Origin of the sequence: Streptomyces sp. Rer75, from assembly GCF_013414305.1 — a bacterium.
In the GTDB taxonomy this organism is placed as follows: Bacteria; Actinomycetota; Actinomycetes; order Streptomycetales; family Streptomycetaceae; genus Streptomyces; species Streptomyces himastatinicus.
Window position 1 is genome coordinate 7,578,772 of sequence record NZ_CP058693.1, and the last position, 15,018, is coordinate 7,593,789.

12 protein-coding genes and 2 pseudogenes are annotated in these 15,018 nt (G+C 70.4%); 10 read left to right on the top strand and 4 right to left on the bottom strand.

What is annotated here, in order from left to right; translation table 11 throughout:
* The first annotated feature begins 171 nt into the window (after nt 1–171).
* From HYQ63_RS32640 to HYQ63_RS32655, 4 genes are all read left to right on the top strand, one after another.
* Nucleotides 172–1,137 (top strand): sugar kinase, encoded by a 966-nt coding sequence (locus tag HYQ63_RS32640; RefSeq protein WP_179937381.1) that lies wholly within the window; start codon nt 172–174, stop codon nt 1,135–1,137.
* 207 nt (nt 1,138–1,344) lie between these two features.
* A complete protein-coding gene (locus HYQ63_RS32645; protein WP_179937382.1) occupies nt 1,345–1,998 on the top strand; it encodes a bifunctional 4-hydroxy-2-oxoglutarate aldolase/2-dehydro-3-deoxy-phosphogluconate aldolase in 654 nt (217 codons plus the stop codon).
* Nucleotides 1,999–2,189: 191 nt separating this feature from the next.
* On the top strand, nt 2,190–3,038 hold the full coding sequence (locus tag HYQ63_RS32650) for a transporter substrate-binding domain-containing protein (protein ID WP_179937383.1): 849 nt from the start codon (nt 2,190–2,192) through the stop codon (nt 3,036–3,038).
* Nucleotides 3,039–3,186: 148 nt separating this feature from the next.
* Nucleotides 3,187–4,470, top strand: coding sequence for a cytochrome P450 (locus tag HYQ63_RS32655; protein WP_257232289.1), 1,284 nt, complete (start codon nt 3,187–3,189; stop codon nt 4,468–4,470).
* A gap of 61 nt (nt 4,471–4,531) precedes the next feature.
* On the opposite strand, the pseudogene HYQ63_RS32660 reads toward HYQ63_RS32655, so the two are convergent.
* Both HYQ63_RS32660 and sigJ read right to left on the bottom strand, forming a co-directional pair.
* Nucleotides 4,532–5,979: pseudogene (locus HYQ63_RS32660) on the bottom strand (oxidoreductase).
* Between the two features lie 9 nt (nt 5,980–5,988).
* Nucleotides 5,989–6,917: pseudogene (sigJ, locus tag HYQ63_RS32665) on the bottom strand (RNA polymerase sigma factor SigJ).
* A gap of 108 nt (nt 6,918–7,025) precedes the next feature.
* On the opposite strand from sigJ, the gene HYQ63_RS32670 reads away from it, so the two are divergent.
* On the top strand, nt 7,026–7,400 hold the full coding sequence (locus tag HYQ63_RS32670) for a hypothetical protein (RefSeq protein WP_179937384.1): 375 nt from the start codon (nt 7,026–7,028) through the stop codon (nt 7,398–7,400).
* 63 nt (nt 7,401–7,463) lie between these two features.
* Nucleotides 7,464–8,042, top strand: coding sequence for a GNAT family N-acetyltransferase (locus HYQ63_RS32675; RefSeq protein WP_179937385.1), 579 nt, complete (start codon nt 7,464–7,466; stop codon nt 8,040–8,042).
* 44 nt (nt 8,043–8,086) lie between these two features.
* On the opposite strand, the gene HYQ63_RS32680 is transcribed toward HYQ63_RS32675, so the two are convergent.
* A complete protein-coding gene (locus HYQ63_RS32680; RefSeq protein WP_179937386.1) occupies nt 8,087–9,310 on the bottom strand; it encodes an MFS transporter in 1,224 nt (407 codons plus the stop codon).
* A gap of 53 nt (nt 9,311–9,363) precedes the next feature.
* On the opposite strand from HYQ63_RS32680, the gene HYQ63_RS32685 reads away from it, so the two are divergent.
* Both HYQ63_RS32685 and HYQ63_RS32690 read left to right on the top strand, forming a co-directional pair.
* The gene (locus tag HYQ63_RS32685) at nt 9,364–9,771 is read left to right on the top strand and encodes a MerR family transcriptional regulator (protein ID WP_179937387.1); all 408 of its coding nucleotides are present in this window, start codon (nt 9,364–9,366) and stop codon (nt 9,769–9,771) included.
* 50 nt (nt 9,772–9,821) lie between these two features.
* Entirely contained in the window at nt 9,822–9,965 is a 144-nt protein-coding gene (locus HYQ63_RS32690; protein WP_179937388.1) for a hypothetical protein, read from the top strand.
* Between the two features lie 24 nt (nt 9,966–9,989).
* Here HYQ63_RS32690 and HYQ63_RS32695 read toward each other — a convergent pair whose 3' ends face one another.
* Entirely contained in the window at nt 9,990–11,951 is a 1,962-nt protein-coding gene (locus tag HYQ63_RS32695) for a cellulase family glycosylhydrolase (RefSeq protein WP_179937389.1), read from the bottom strand.
* 319 nt (nt 11,952–12,270) lie between these two features.
* Here HYQ63_RS32695 and HYQ63_RS32700 point away from each other — a divergent pair, with 319 nt between their 5' ends.
* Complete coding sequence (locus tag HYQ63_RS32700; protein WP_257232291.1) at nt 12,271–14,013, top strand: ABC transporter substrate-binding protein; 1,743 nt, start codon at nt 12,271–12,273, stop codon at nt 14,011–14,013.
* 17 nt (nt 14,014–14,030) lie between these two features.
* Nucleotides 14,031–15,014 (top strand): ABC transporter permease, encoded by a 984-nt coding sequence (locus tag HYQ63_RS32705; protein ID WP_179937390.1) that lies wholly within the window; start codon nt 14,031–14,033, stop codon nt 15,012–15,014.
* The last annotated feature ends 4 nt before the right edge of the window (nt 15,015–15,018 follow it).

Consider the following 15,018-nt stretch of genomic DNA (forward strand, 5'->3'; position numbering starts at 1 on the left):
CCGCCACCCCCCACGCACAACGGCCGCCGCCCGCCAGGGCAGCGGCCGTTGTGCTGTGCCCATGTGCCAATGATCTCGGTCTCTTTACGAACGATCTCGTCACCCCGGCCCGCCGTTTGTCGGTGGTTGCCGATACCGTTCCCGTAGAACTGGACGTGTGGGGAGGCAGCGGTGGCGAACGGTCCGGAAGTGGTCACGTGCGGCGAGGCGATGCTGCTGCTGCTCGCGGAGCCGGGAATCCCGCTCGACCGCGCCGTGCACTTCCGCCGCTCCGTGGCGGGCGCCGAGTCCAATGTGGCGGCCGGGCTGTCCCGGCTCGGCCACACGGTGCGCTGGCTCGGCCGGGTCGGCGCGGACCCGGCGGGCGAGGCCGTGCTGCGCGAGCTGCGCGCCGACGGGGTGGACGTCTCGCGGGCCGTCGTGGACGAGCAGGCGCCCACCGGGCTGCTGCTGCGCGACAGCCATCCGCACCGCTCGATCGACGTGCAGTACTACCGCATGGGATCGGCCGCGTCCCGTCTCACCCCCGACGAGATCGGCCCCGACGCGCTGGACGGCGCCCGGCTGCTGCACATCTCCGGGATCACGCCGATGCTCTCGCCGACCGCCGCGGCCGCCAGCCGCCGGCTGGTGGATCTGGCCCGGGAGGCCGGGGCGAAGGTGTCCTTCGACCCCAACGTCCGGCGCAAGCTGGGCGGTGCCGCCCAGTGGGCGCAGACGGCGGGGCCGTTGCTGCGCGAGGCGGACCTCGTCCTGGCGGGGGAGGACGAGCTGGAGCTGCTCACCGCCCAGCCCGCCGACGGAGCCGCGCAGGAGCTGCTGGACGGCGGCACCCAGGAGGTCGTGATCAAGCGCGCCGACCACTCCGCCACCGTCATCACCGCGGACGGCCGCTGGCAGCAGTCGCCGCACTCGGTGACGCTGGTCGACCCGATCGGCGCGGGTGACGGCTTCGCCGCGGGGTACCTGTCGGCCAGGCTGCGCGGGCTCTCCGAGCCCCGGGCGCTGGCCGAGGCCGCGTGCGTCGCCTCGCTCGTCGTCCAGGCCGCCTCCGATACGGACGGGCTGCCCTCCGCGGTCGCGCGGGACCGGGCGCTCGCCGAGCTCGTCACCGGCGGCGACGGGGTCCACCGCTAGCCCCTCCACCGGGACCCGGGCCCGGGTCTCCGGCCCCCGACCTCCGGCCCGGCGCCCGTCGTACGGTTCGGAAGAAGCACGATCACCAAGCGCACCACAGCACCGCACATCGTCAACCGCACACCGCTCAGCGCCGCATATCCCGGAGGCACAGGGGCGCGGCACGATCAGGCAGCAGACCCTAGGAGAGGAAAGGCGGCGACTGCCGTGTATCGCTGGGAGACCACCCGGGCCGCGTTCGCGCAGCGCGTCCTCGCCATCGTCCGCAGCGACAGCTACGACCACGCCACGGCGACGGCGGACAGCCTGCTCTCCGCGGGCATCACCAGCCTGGAGATCTCGCTGACCACCCCCTTCGCGCTGGAGGCGGTCACCACCCTGATCCGGGAGGTCGGCGACGACGCGGTGATCGGCGCGGGCACGGTGCTCGACGGCGCCTCCGCGCGGATGGCCGTCGACGCGGGCGCCCGCTTCCTCGTCTCCCCGAGCCTGGACCCCGACGTCATCCGCACCGGCCACCGCTACGGCCTGCCGGTCTTCCCCGGCGTCTCCACCCCCACCGAGGCGGTGCGCGCGATGGAGCTGGGCGCGGACGCGCTGAAGCTGTTCCCCGCCGCGGCGTACGGGCCGCGCTGGGTCAAGGACGTACGGGCCGCCCTGCCGCAGGCCGCCTTCGTACCGACCGGTGGGGTGACCGTGGCCGACGCGCCGGACTGGATCGCCGCCGGGGCGGTCGCCTGCGGAATGGCCTCGGCGCTGTCCGAGGGCGACCGCGACACCGTGGCCAAGCGCGCCGCCGAGCTGCTGGCCCGCCTCGCGGAGGTCGGCCCGCCGCTCGACCCGGACCCGGAGCGGTACTGACGGGCCCGGGTCCGGACTGACGGGCCAGGCTCGGGCTGACGGGCCCGGCTCGGGCCCGGCTCGGGCCCGGCCCGGACTGACGGGCCCGGGTCCGGAGGGCCGGATTCCAGCAGGTGGTCGACGGGTTCACCCGGACGGCGTCTTCTGGCAGCCTGAGCGCGCCGTGATCACGCCGCTGCCGAGGAGTCCCCATGAGACGCGCCGTCACGCTCGCCACCGTCGCCGCCGTGCTCGCCGCCACCGCCGCGGGCTCGGCCCTGGCCGACGGCACGGCGGCCAAGCGCACTGCCGACTCGGCCGCCAACTCGACCGCGGGGCACGGCACTCTGCTGGACCGGGTGCCCCGGCGCGGGGTGCTGCGCGTCTGCACCACGGGCGACTACCGGCCGTTCAGCCATCGCGACGCCAAGACCGGCGCCTACACCGGCATCGACATCTCGATGGCGGGCAACCTGGCCAAAAGCCTCGATGCCAAGCCGAAGTTCGTCGCCACGACCTGGGCGAAGCTCGTCGACGACCTCGCCGCCGGGCGCTGCGACATCGGCATGGGCGGGGTGTCGGTGACCCTGGCCCGGGCGCGTAAGGCGGCCTTCAGCGAGCCGTATCTCACCGACGGCAAGACGCCGATCGTGCGCTGCGAGGACGAGAAGAAGTACCAGACGCTGGATGACATCGACCGGCCGGGCGTGCGCGTGGTGGTCAACCCGGGCGGCACCAACGAGGAGTTCGCCCGCGCCCACATCAAGCGCGCCACCCTCACCGTCCACCCCGACAACACCACGATCTTCGACGAGATCATCGACGGCCGGGCGGATGTGATGATGACGGACGCCAGCGAGACGCGCTACCAGTCGAAGATCCACCCCGAACTGTGCGCGGTCCACCCGGACAAGCCGTTCTCGTTCTCGGAGAAGGCGTACGCGCTGCCCCGCGCCGATGCGCAGTTCAAGGAGTACGTCGACCAGTGGGTGCACCTGGCGACGCACGACGGGACGTACCGGAAGTACGCGGACGACTGGCTGGCCTCGTCCCGCTCCTGACCGCGGCCCCGGCGCGTTCGTCGCGCGCCGGGGTTTGCCGTTCCCGGAGGTGCTTCGCCCCAGCGAATCCGGTGGCCCCGTCACAAAGCCGACTGTGCGATCTATTCTGTCCTGGCTCACGTCTACCCGGCCGCAAGGATCCCGATCGATGACAGCACACCCCCGACCGTCCGAGAACGCCGCGGCCACCTCCGCCACACCGCCGCCCGGCTGCCCCGCCCACCAGGGCGCGCGGCCACTGAGCGGGCCCGGCTTCCAGACCAACCCCTTCGGGGTGTACGGGGAGATGCGGGGCGAGCACGGGCCGGTGGCCCCGGTGCTGCTCGACGGCGACATACCCGGCTGGCTGGTGCTCGGCTACCGCGAGCTGCACCAGGTGACCAACGACGCCGAGCTGTTCACGCGGGACGCGAACCAGTGGAACCAGTGGGACAACGTGCCCGAGAACTGGCCGCTCGCCCCCATGATCAGCCGCGATCAGACGTCCGTGGTGTACGCGACCGGCGAGGACCACCAGCGCCGCGCCGAGGCCATCGGGGAGGCCCTGGAGGCCGTCGATCCGTACGAACTGCGCAGCCAGGCCGAGCTGATCGCCGACCGGCTGGTGGACGAGTTCTGCCACGAGGGCGAGGCCGAGCTGATCGCCGACTACGCCCGGCAGCTGCCGGAACTGGTCCTCGCCCACATCTACGGCATCCCCGACGCCGAGGGCCCGGCCCTCGTGCAGGCGATGAACGACGCGATCGACGGCAAGGAGAACGCCTTCGAGGCGTACCAGCACGTCTACCTGGTGATGCGTCAGCTCGCCTCGACCAAGCGGACCACCCCCGCGCCCGACGTGGCGTCCCGGCTGGTCGCCGCGTACCGGGGATACTCCGACGAACTGCTCGTCCAGGACTTCATCGTCATCATGACGGCCGGTCACCAGCCGACGGCCGACTGGATCGGCAACACCCTGCGGCTGCTCCTCACCGACGAGCGCTTCGCGCTCTCCCTCTCCGGCGGCCGCCACAGCGTCGGCCAGGCCATGAACGAAGTCCTGTGGGAGGACACCCCCGTCGCCAACCTCGCAGCCCGCTGGGCCACCCGCGACACCACCCTTGCGGGCAAGCACATCCGCAAGGGCGACCTGCTGGTCCTCGGCTTCCACGGCGCCAACACCGACCCCCTGGTCCGCCCCGACTCCCACGCCTTCACCGAGGGCAACAGCGCCTTCCTCTCCTTCGGCCACGGCGAACACCGCTGCCCCCACCCGGCCCAGGAGATCGCCGAGACGATCGCCAAGACCGCCGTGGAAGTCCTCCTGGACCGCCTGCCGGACGTACGCCTCGCCGTCCCGAGCGACACCCTCCTCTGGCGCCCCTCAGCCTGGGTCCGCGGCCTGTCCGCCCTCCCCGTCACCTTCACCCCCACCCCCAAGGGCGCCCGCTGAGCCCCCGGCCCCATGGGCGGAGCCCCGTTCTACGACTTCCGGGATTCGCCCGCCGGGCGTGTCAGTTCCTGTTCAGGGTGCGGGATACGCCAGCGACGATAGCTGTGGTGAGGAGCCATCCGACGGCGATCAGCAGGTATGACAGCCACTGTGTCGCCCCTGTCCAATGCCATGCGCTGCGCTGGCCGAAGTCGCCGATGGGGAAGAGCAGGTCGATGGTGTAGATGAAGGGATTGAACGGGTTGCCTTCTCCGGGCTTCGTCTGAATCGGTGAGCGGGCACTGAACACCAGGGTGCCGAGCAGGCAGAGCGTGGTCATCCAGAGGGCGGCCAGCCAGGGGCGATAGCCGTACCCGACGGCGGCATCGAGCAGGTATCCCCACACCCGTCCGGGTGGGGTCAGGGTGCGGCGGCGGTGGCGTTGCTTCTCCAGCAGCACCCTCCGGGCGGCGTCGTCGTGGCCAGTCTGGCGGTAACAGGCAGCGAGTTGCTCGTACGGCTGCGGGGCGTAGCCGGGATTCCGGCGGATCCACGCCAAGCGGTGGGCCACGTCGTCCTGCGGGGATGTCCTGTCGGAGCGGAGGGAGCCGTAGACGAAGCCATCCATCCGTACCTCCTTCGGCCAGCTCTGCTCGTGGTCGTGGAGAACAGCGGCTCTGGCACCCTGAAGGTCCACCGCTCCCGGGGGCGGCGTGGAAAGGATGAAGTCGAAGGTTCCCACCTGCAATCCCACGCCGAGCAGCGCCGTGTCGCTGCCGCCGAGGGTGGCTCTCTCAAGGGTCAGCAGGTCCGATATCTGAGCACCCCGGATCCGCAGGGTGCCTGCCGCGCTGAACCCCTTGGACATATCCACCACCGGGGCTGTCACGTTGTCCGCGATCAGTGCCACGCCGTCGGGGTTCTCCAGGCGTGCGCCCCGCATGAACAGGCCACCGGACAGCTGCGCGCCCGGCAGCCGCACCCCGCCTCGCGCGGTGAAGCCGTCCCGGCAATAGATGCCGCCGCCCATGGCCAGACCCCCCGCCCACACCGCCCATTCCCCGGGCGCCAAGAACCGCGTGCCGTCCATGTCCAGTTCCCCGGCCACGTGAGCATTCATGAGGGAAAGACGGCCCGTTTCCATCACGGACCCCTCCAGGTCGAGGTGGCCGTCGATGCGGGCCAGTTCGGCCTCCACCCCGGGGATCCGGCTGCCCGTGATCCGGATCGTGCGCGTCGATGCGGCGTGGAAGTTGACTTCCTGGGCCAACCGGCATTCCCGCAGCCAGAGCAACCGGGCAGCCAGAGGGGGCTGATGACGCAGGCGACACTGCTCGACTGTTCCGTGTTGCTGCCCAGTAGAAGGGCAGCCACGACCTCGGCGCGGACCGTGCGTTCGGGGTCCCAATGTGCTCCCCCAGCGGGATCGTCGTCCTCAGGCGTCCCGGTGCGCAGATCCACCCACCGCCCTTCGGGGAAGGCATCCCACAACGCACGCTCAGCTGTGGACAGTTCGTCGTAGGTCAGCACCGCTACAGGTTACGGCTGGCCAGCCCTCCCGCGGCCCCACGGCCGCAGCTTGTCCGGATTGCGGGCCGCCCAGATCCGGGTGACGCGCCCGTCGGAGACGTCGAACGAGGCTACCGTCATGACGACACCGGCACGCTGGGCCACCAGGCCCGGCACACCGTTGACCGACCGCTCCAGGAGTTCGAGCCCCGGAGCCTTGTCGGCAATGGCGACCATGTATTGGGCGATGCGCGCGCCGCCCTCGACCGGGCGCAGGACGGTGTCGACCATGCCGCCGCCGTCGGCGGTCATCACGGCGGCCGGGTTCAGGAGACCGACGAGGGCTGCGATGTCCTTGTCTCCCATGCCTCCTTGACGTGCCTCACCACGTCGGCCTGGCCGGTCGCCGTCACCGGAGCGTGCGCGACGCTCACCCGGCGCCGGGCGGAGGCCGCCAGCTGCTTGCAGGCCGCGGGGGTCCGGCCGAGGACGTCGGCGATCTGGGCGAATGGGTACCGGAAGACGTCGTGCAGGACGAACGCCACCCGCTCGGCGGGCGTCATCGACTCCAGGACGACGAGGAAGGCCATGGACACCGACTCGTCCAGGACGATCTGGTCGGCGGGGTCTGCGGCGCCGGTGGGGTCGGCGCCGTCCGCGCGATCCCACTCGGTGCGGTCGGGCAGCGGCTCGGGCAGCCACGCGCCGACATATCGTTCACGGCGGACCCGCGCCGAGCCGAGCAGGTCCAGGCAGATGCGGCTGGTCACCGTCGTCAGCCAGGCGCCGGGGGACAGGATCTCGTCCTGGCTGCTTTGTGGCAGCCCGTACCAGCGTGCGTAGGCATCCTGTACGGCGTCCTCGGCCTCGGTCACCGAACCGAGCAAGCGGTAAGCGACATTGATCAGTTGGCCTCGCTCGCCGACTACCCCATCTGCGCTGGTCCCGACAGTCCCCATGCTTCCGGCCGCCCCTCGCCTTACCTTTCGCAGGCCCGCGTCGTCGGACTGGTGAGACCTTATCGGCTTACTGCCCGAGCGCCCGAGGGCGGAAATGGGGACTGTGACATGGCCACTCAGTTGACGGCGAGGGCGAAGGCACAGCGCGGCTCCTCGTTCCTCCGGATCGCGATCGCCCTCCAGACACTGACCATCTTTCTTCAGGCGGTCTCCGCCGGACTGCTGCTGACCGCGCCCTACGGAGAGACGCTGCACAGTGTCGGAGCCCGGGTGACGTACGGGGCGTCGATGCTGTACGTGCTCGCGGCGGTGCTGGCCTGGAAGCCGGGCGGCGGCTCGCCCCGGCCTGTCTGGCACGCGTCTGGTTTCCTCGTACTCGCCTCGGTCCAGGTCGTGCTCGGCATCGCGCACGTCTCGTCGGTCCATCTCCCCCTGGGTGTCTTGATGTTCGGCCTGAGTGTGCTGGCGCTGGCCCGGCGCTAGGTGTCCGGCGGATCCTGGGTGTGGGCACCGGCTGGAACCCGGACGAGCTCCACCGCAGCAAGAATGGACGTCATGGAGCGGCCGAATCAGATCATCGACTGCGGAGACTTCGCCCTCCGACGCTGGCGGGGACAGAGCGACTTCGCTTCGGCGTTCACGTTGATCGAGGAGTCTCTGGACCACCTGCGCCCGTGGATGCCGTGGGTCGCCCGGCACAGCGAGGAGAGCACCCGAGACTTCCTCGCGAAGTCCACGTCGAAGTGGGCGAGCGGCGATGCGTACAACTACGCCATCACCGAAGACAGCACGCTCATCGGCATGTGCTCGACCCGCCGCGGGGCCGAACCCCAGGGTTGGAGCATGGGGTACTGGCTGCACCCTGCCGTCTCCGGCCGGGGCATTGCCACGAGAGCGACGGCGGCCATGGTCACGGAGATGTTCGCCCTACCCGACGTGGAGTACTTGGAGATCGCGCACGACTTGGCCAACACCTCCAGTGGCGCCATTCCGCGCCGGTTGCGCTTTACCGAAGTCCGGCGTGAGCCGGTGACACCCCCCGCAGCTCCCTCGGCCAGCGGCATCGACGTGGTCTGGCGCCTGAACCGCCCTACACCGCCTGTTAAGGGCACTTCCGCTCCCTGAACTCCGGACCGACGGGTCGCCCTTTCAAACTGCCGAGTTGCCCATCAGCGTGCGGCGCCGTGGTCATGCTCGACCCCGACCGGCGGTCCACCGGCCGAACCCGCTCCGCCGACGCGCGCCGTCGGGAAGCCGTGCACCCGCGCCGCGGCCACCACGATGAGCACTGGGGCCAGGAGGGCCAGGACGCTCCAGGGGAAGGACGCGGGGCCGAGGAGGTCGAGGAGGAGGCCGCCCGCGACGCCGCCGCCGGCCATGGCCCCGTTCCAGAGGGTGACGAGCATGGCCTGTGCCGCGTCCGCCGCCTCGCCTCCCGCGTCGGCCACGGCCGTCTGGAGCAGGGTGGGGGCGCCGCCCCAGCCGAGGCCCCACAGGGTGACCGCCGCGTAGACGAGGGCGGGGCTGGCGGCCACCGCCGCCAGGGCGGTGGCGGCCACGGCGAAGAGCACGGTCGCGGTGAGGGTGAGGACGCGCAGGCGGCGGTCGATGTGGACGCCGACGATCCAGATGGATGCCAGGGACGCGGCGCCGAACACCAGCAGCACCAGGTCGGTCGAGCCGCCCATGCCCACCTCGCCGAGGAAGGTGGCGATGTACGTGTACAGGATCGTGTGGGCCAGGACGAACGCCAGGGTGACGAAGAGGACCGGGGCCACCCCCGGGACGGTGAGGGTCCGCCGTACCGACGTTCGGCCCTCCGGCCGCTGCCCCGGGTAGTCCGGCACCAGCGCCACGATCCAGGCGATCAGGGCGACCGCGAGCGCGGTCATCACCGAGAACGTCACCCGCCAGCCGAGCGCCTGGCCGAGGAACGTTCCCGCGGGTACGCCCAGGGAGAGGGCGACCGGGATCCCCGTCATGACGATCGCGATCGCCTTGCCCTGCAACGGAACCGGCACCATCCGCCGTGCGTATCCGGCCAGCAGTGCCCACGCCAGCCCGGCCGCCACCCCGGCGACGAAACGGGCCACCATGGTGAGGGCGTAGTCCGACGAGGCCGCCGTCACCGTGTTGCCCACGGCGAAGCCCGCCATCGCCGTCAGCAGCAGCCGCTTGCGCCGCCACCCCGCCGTGGCCGCGGACAGGGGGATCGCGGTGAGCGCGGTCCCGAGCGCGTAGATCGTCACCGACTGCCCCATGGCGGACTCGCCCACCCCCAGATCCCCGCTCATCGCGGGCAGCACCCCGGCGGGCAGCGTCTCGGTCAGGCTGGTCAGGAATACGGCGGTGGCCAGCGCGAGCAGCGCCGGCAGAGGAAGTTTCTGCGTCATGTGCTTATGCTCAAACCGTCACACTGATGTGAAGGTCAACCAGAGAGGGGCCCATGCGCATCGGAGAGCTGTCGGAGCGCACCGGTACGTCCCGCCGACTCCTGCGGTATTACGAGGAGCAGGGCCTGATCCTCCCCATGCGCTGTGCCAACGGATACCGCGCCTACGACGAACGCAACGTCGACCGCGTCCTCCAGATCCGTGGCCTCCTCGACGCGGGCCTCCCCACCCGCATCATCAAGCAGATCCTGCCCTGCCTCGACAAGCCCCGCGTCATCCACTTCTCCGACGCCACCCCGGAGATGCTCGCCACCCTGGAACACGAACGCGACCGCATGACCGAGCGCATCGCCTTCCTGGTCCGCAACCGCGACGCGATCGCCGAGTACCTGGCCGTGGTTCGCGACAACAACACCCCGAAAGGCCGTGACGGGCTTCTGGATGACGCTGACCCGGCCTGATCCGCGAGCGCGCCGGGCTGCTGGAGGAGGCCGGGGTGTACTCCTTCCGCATGGGCGTGCAAGGGCCCGATGGCGGCATCGAGCGACTCAGCATGATCGAGGACGGCTCCCTCGCCGAGAGCCTGGAAGCCACCCGTGCCTTCTACGCCCGCGCGGCGGCCGCCGGAAACGCCGTCATCAAGGAGATCTTCTGAGGACCCACGGGTATGGAGGACAGGTCAACGCGGCGTGTCCAGCCGCAGCACCCGCACCCCGTACGGCGGCAGGGTGACGGTGTCGGCCGGGCCGCCGGTGAGGTCCCGCAGCCGGGCGCCGCCGGTGACGGCCGGTTTGACGGTCAGTTCGTCGGGGGCCTGGCTGACCAGCCAGACGAAGGTCCAGCCGTCGTCGTGGGCGAGGCGGTCGACCGCGACGCGGGGGTCGCCCACGGTGACCGGGCGGTGGACTCCGGCGTGGGTGGCGAGGGCGTCGTACAGGGTGGCGGTGGACTCGGGGTTGACGCGCGGGGTGACCGCGGCCATGTGCTCGACGGGGTAGGTGCAGAAGACGACGGAGCCCCGGCCCACCGGGCGCAGCAGCAGCGCCGGGCGGCCGTGGCCGTCGACGGCGAGGACTTCGGCGCCGTCCGGTGCGACGGGGAGGAAGGCCCGCGCGCCCGCGGCGCGGAAGGTGAGGCGGGCGCCTTCGGGGAGGGTGCCGAAGGGGCGGGTGAGGGTGAGGGTGATCTCGTCGTCCTCGATGGGGTTGAGCAGGCCGTAGTCCAGCTGGTGGCGGACGCCGAAGAGGTCGTTCAGATGCGCGTACCAGGGGCCGCGCTGCTCGTCGTGGGCGCCGGGGGAGTACGAGACGTAGACGGTCGCGCCGTCGCGGGCCCGCTGCTCCAGGGCGTACCAGGTGGGGGAGAGGAGCTGCTTGGTGGAGGGGACGAGCCACAGCGCCACGTCGGAGGGCAGCGGGCCGTCGCTTTCGCGGACCACCGCCGCGGGGGTGTCCGCGAGCCGGGCGGCGACCCACGCCTGACGGCAGGTCTGCTGGACGTAGCCGCGGTCCTCGGCGCGGGTGAAGGGGTAGGGCGTGTCGAGGTACGAGGAGACGAGGAGGGCGGTGTCGGTGGGGGCGCGGTGGCAGCGGGGGAAGTCCACCTCGTCCAGGACCCGGGCGAACGCCTTCAGTTCGAGGAGCTGTGGTTTGGGGGCGCCCTCGGACGTCGTCAGGCCGAAGTGCATCTCGAAGGCGTGGTGGCGGTAGGGGTCTTGGCCGCGCAGCCCGTCGTAGTCGCTGTTGTTCCAGGCGATCCAGCCGGTGGCCCCGGCCAGCAGGCTGTTGTGCAGGGTCTGCCGGTAGTAGCGGGCCGCGCCCGGGCCGGAGGCGAAGTCGGAGCTGACGCCGAACTCCTCCAGGATCACGGGGCGTCGATACGTGCCGGTCAGCTCGCACACCCAGGCCGCCGCGTAGTGCTGGCGCACCGGGTCGTCCTCCATGCGGTAGACGTGCGGGCCGAGGAAGTCGCACAGGTCGGCGGTGTCGCGGAGCCGGAAGCCGTTGTCGTGGCCGGTGTTCTCAAGACCCCAGGCGCCGTCGCCGAGCGAGACGGGCTGGGTGCCGCCCCCGGCGCGGACGGCGTCCACGACGAGCTGCGCCCAGGCGGCGACGGTCTCGCGCGGCGCGGGCAGGGCGGAGGTGCCCTGGGCGGTGCTGCCCGGCTCGCGCCCGTAGATCGGCATCTCGTTGGAGACCAGCCACCCGGCGACGGTCGGGTGCGCGGCGAAGCGGCGCACGGTCTCGCGGGCGAACCACGCCTGCCGGGCGACCAGCCAGACGTCGCCGTACAGATCGCGGTCGCCGCGCCAGGACGGGTCCCAGTTCTCGCCGGACATGTGGCCGACCAGGAAGGTGGGGACGGTGGTCATGCCGAGGGCGTGGTGCCGGTCGAGGAAGTCGGCGTACCGCGCGCACATGTCCTCGTCGAGCCGGTCGGGGGCCGGCATGAAGTCGGGCCAGTAGAAGAACGAGCGGGTCATGGTGAGCCCGTGGTCCCGCAGCACCCGCAACTCGGCGTCGATCACCTCGCCGTCGTAGCTCCGCCACATGAGCGGGCCGCCGGTCCTGGACCAGAAGTTGGCGCCGAGCCAGGTGACGGGGCGGTCGTGGACGGTGAGCCGGGCGGAGGGGCGCTGCATCGACGGACTCTCCCTTGGCCGGGTGGGGAAGCGGGCGGTACCGCACACACCTGCGGGGCGGCTCCTCAAGCAGTGAAGGGCTAAACCGGTTTAGAGTCAACGACATCGACGAGGATCGTACGAGGGCTGATTTCGCGATCTAGATCAACCAAATGCGGCTCACACCACCGGACCTGGGTATTCGACGGATTCGACAAGCCACCACTAAGCCGGTTCAGTGACAAGGCGCTGTCGGCTCTATTGACACCCTCTGACAGAGCCCCTTAATTTCACGGCGCCGGGGGTGTGCGGGCATACCGAGGGGGACACCATGATGTTGATGAGCACGGGCCGTCCGCGCCGCGCGATCGCCGCGGCGGCCGCACTCGCACTCTCCGGCACGCTGGCCGCCTGCGGCGGTGGCGGCAGCGGGAACGGTGGCGCCGGCGGGGTGCTGACCGTGTCCGCCGGGGCCGGGGGAAACTTCGTCCGCAACTTCAATCCGTACGCTCCGCAGCCGCTCCAGGCGACCAACGGAATGATCTACGAACCGCTGTTCCACTTCAACGCGGCGAGAACCGGCGAGGTCGACCCCTGGCTCGCCACCAAGTACACCTGGGCGGACGGCGGGAAATCCATCCGCATCCAGTTACGGACGAATGTCACCTGGAACGACGGAAAGCCCTTCACCGCCGACGATGTCGCCTACACCTTCCAGATGACGAAGGACAACAAGGCGCTGAACATGTACGCCCTCCCGGTGGCCTCCGTGAAGGCCGAGGGCAAGCACACGGTGGTCATCACCTTCACCAAGTCCGCCTACACCAAGGAGTACTTCCTCCTCGGCAAGATAAAGATGCTGCCCCGGCACATCTGGTCCAAGCTCCCCGCCAAGGAGAAGGCGACCACACTCAACCCCAACCCGGTGGGCACCGGCCCCTGGAAGGTGAAGTCCGTCAAGGGCACGACGCTCGACCTCGTCGCCCGCAAGGACTACTACATCAAGGGGCTTCCGCACTTCAAAATCATGCGGTATCGCGCCTTCACCGGGAACAACGCCGCCAACGCCGCGGTCACCTCCGGGCAGATCGACTGGGCGGGCGGATTCATCCCCGACATCGAGAAGAACTACCTCGCCAAGAACAAGAAGTTCGACCTGGTCAACATTCCGCTGGCCACCACGTCCTTCATACCCAACGCCCAGCGCGGCCCCACCGCCGACGTCAGGGTCCGCAAGGCGATCAGCGCGGCACTCGACCGCGACTTCATGAACAGAAGCGTGTACGACGGCCAGGCGCCCGCGGCCAACCCCATGGCGCTGCTGCTGCCCAACTACCAGTCCGTCCTGGACCCGTCGCTGAAGGGCGCGACGATGGAGACCGGACAGGACAAGGTCGACGGCTATCTCACCGACTCCGGCTACGCCAAGGGGCCGGACGGCATGTGGCGGAAGAACGGCAAGAAGCTGTCGGTATCGGTCGAACTCGTCTCCGGCTGGACCGACTACGTCAGCGTCGCCCAGATGGCCAAGGAGCAGCTCAAGAAGGCCGGTATCGACCTCGTCGTCAAGGCCGAGTCGTACAGCCAGTGGTCCAACAACCGCGCCCGCGGACAGTTCCAGATGCTGCTGGACAACGCCGGATACACCCCCGACCCGCGCGCCTACTACGCCCAGATGCTGGACAGCTCCATCCCGCCGGAGATCGGCCAGTCCACCAACGTCGGCAATTTCGGCCGCTATGCCAATGACACGATCGACAAGGCGCTCGACAAGATCGGCGAAACCACGGATCTGGCGCGGCAGAAGCCCTGGTATTACAAGATCCAGCAGGAATTCATCAAGGACATGCCGCTGATCCCGCTCTTCTCCGCGCAGAACGAGCAGGAATTCAACGGCAATCGGGTCACCGGCTATCCCACCGAGGACAATCTGTACGCCGCGCCCTCCATCTGGCTCGACCCCGACGGCGGCTGGGTCGCCGCCCGCATCAAACCGGCCGCGGGCAAGGCCGCGGGCAAATCTGCGGGCAAGTCCGCGGGCAAGTCCGCGGGCAAGTCCGCGGGCAAAACCGCGGGCAAGTAGCGGCGGGGGCGGACGGCGTGCGCTACCTCCTGCGCAAGCTCGGCTTCTACGCCATCGCCGCATGGATGGCGCTCACGGTCAACTTCTTCCTGCCGCGCCTCATCCCCGGCGACCCGGTGGAGATGATGCTCGCCCGCCAGGCCCAGTCCGGGCCCGTCGAACCCGGCCAGGAAGAGGCCCTGGCCGCGATGCTCGGGCTCGGCCACGGCAACCTCTTCGTCCAGTACGGCGACTATCTGCACGCGCTCGTCCGCCTCGACTTCGGGCTCTCCGTCACGTACTTCCCGAGCCCGGTCACCGATGTCGTCGGCGACGCCGTCCCCTGGACCCTCGTCCTGGTCGGCGCCGCCACCTTCCTCAGCGTCGCCCTCGGCCTCACCCTGGGCACCCTGGCCGGGTGGCGGCGCGGCAGCTGGTTCGACTCCCTCGTCCCGTCCACCACCTTCCTCGCCGCGATCCCCTACTTCTGGCTCGCCCTGCTGCTCCTCTACCTCTTCAGCCAGGTGTGGGGCGTGCTGCCGCTCGGCGGCGGCTACGACGAGACGCTGGACCTCGGCCTCAGCGGCGCCTTCCTCGGCTCCGCCGCCGAACACGCCGTGCTGCCGGCCGCGACCATCGTGCTCAGCTCGGTCGGCGGCTGGATGCTCGGCATGCGCAACATGATGGTCTCCACCCTGGCCGAGGACTACGTGGTCGCCGCCGAGGCCAAGGGGCTGCCGCCGCGCACGGTCATGGTCGGCTACGCGGCCCGCAACGCCGTGCTGCCCTCGGTCGCCGGATTCGCCATCTCGCTCGGCTTCATCGTCAGCGGCTCGCTCGTGATGGAGATCGTCTTCTCGTACCCCGGCATGGGCTTCACCCTGCTCCAGGCCGTCCAGAACACCGACTACCCGCTCATGCAGGCCGTGTTCCTCGTCATCACCTTCGGCGTCCTCGCCGCCAACTTCCTGGTGGACCTGGTGTACGGCTTCGTCGACCCCCGCACCAGGCAGGCCCGATGACACC

Coding starts and splice junctions, on each gene's coding strand:
- HYQ63_RS32650 (WP_179937383.1), top strand. CDS start 2,190: ATGAGACGCGCCGTCACGCTCGCCACCGTCGCCGCCGTGCTCGCCGCC.
- HYQ63_RS32655 (WP_257232289.1), top strand. CDS start 3,187: ATGACAGCACACCCCCGACCGTCCGAGAACGCCGCGGCCACCTCCGCC.
- HYQ63_RS32670 (WP_179937384.1), top strand. CDS start 7,026: ATGGCCACTCAGTTGACGGCGAGGGCGAAGGCACAGCGCGGCTCCTCG.
- HYQ63_RS32675 (WP_179937385.1), top strand. CDS start 7,464: ATGGACGTCATGGAGCGGCCGAATCAGATCATCGACTGCGGAGACTTC.
- HYQ63_RS32680 (WP_179937386.1), bottom strand. CDS start 9,310: ATGACGCAGAAACTTCCTCTGCCGGCGCTGCTCGCGCTGGCCACCGCC.
- HYQ63_RS32685 (WP_179937387.1), top strand. CDS start 9,364: ATGCGCATCGGAGAGCTGTCGGAGCGCACCGGTACGTCCCGCCGACTC.
- HYQ63_RS32690 (WP_179937388.1), top strand. CDS start 9,822: ATGGGCGTGCAAGGGCCCGATGGCGGCATCGAGCGACTCAGCATGATC.
- HYQ63_RS32695 (WP_179937389.1), bottom strand. CDS start 11,951: ATGCAGCGCCCCTCCGCCCGGCTCACCGTCCACGACCGCCCCGTCACC.
- HYQ63_RS32700 (WP_257232291.1), top strand. CDS start 12,271: ATGAGCACGGGCCGTCCGCGCCGCGCGATCGCCGCGGCGGCCGCACTC.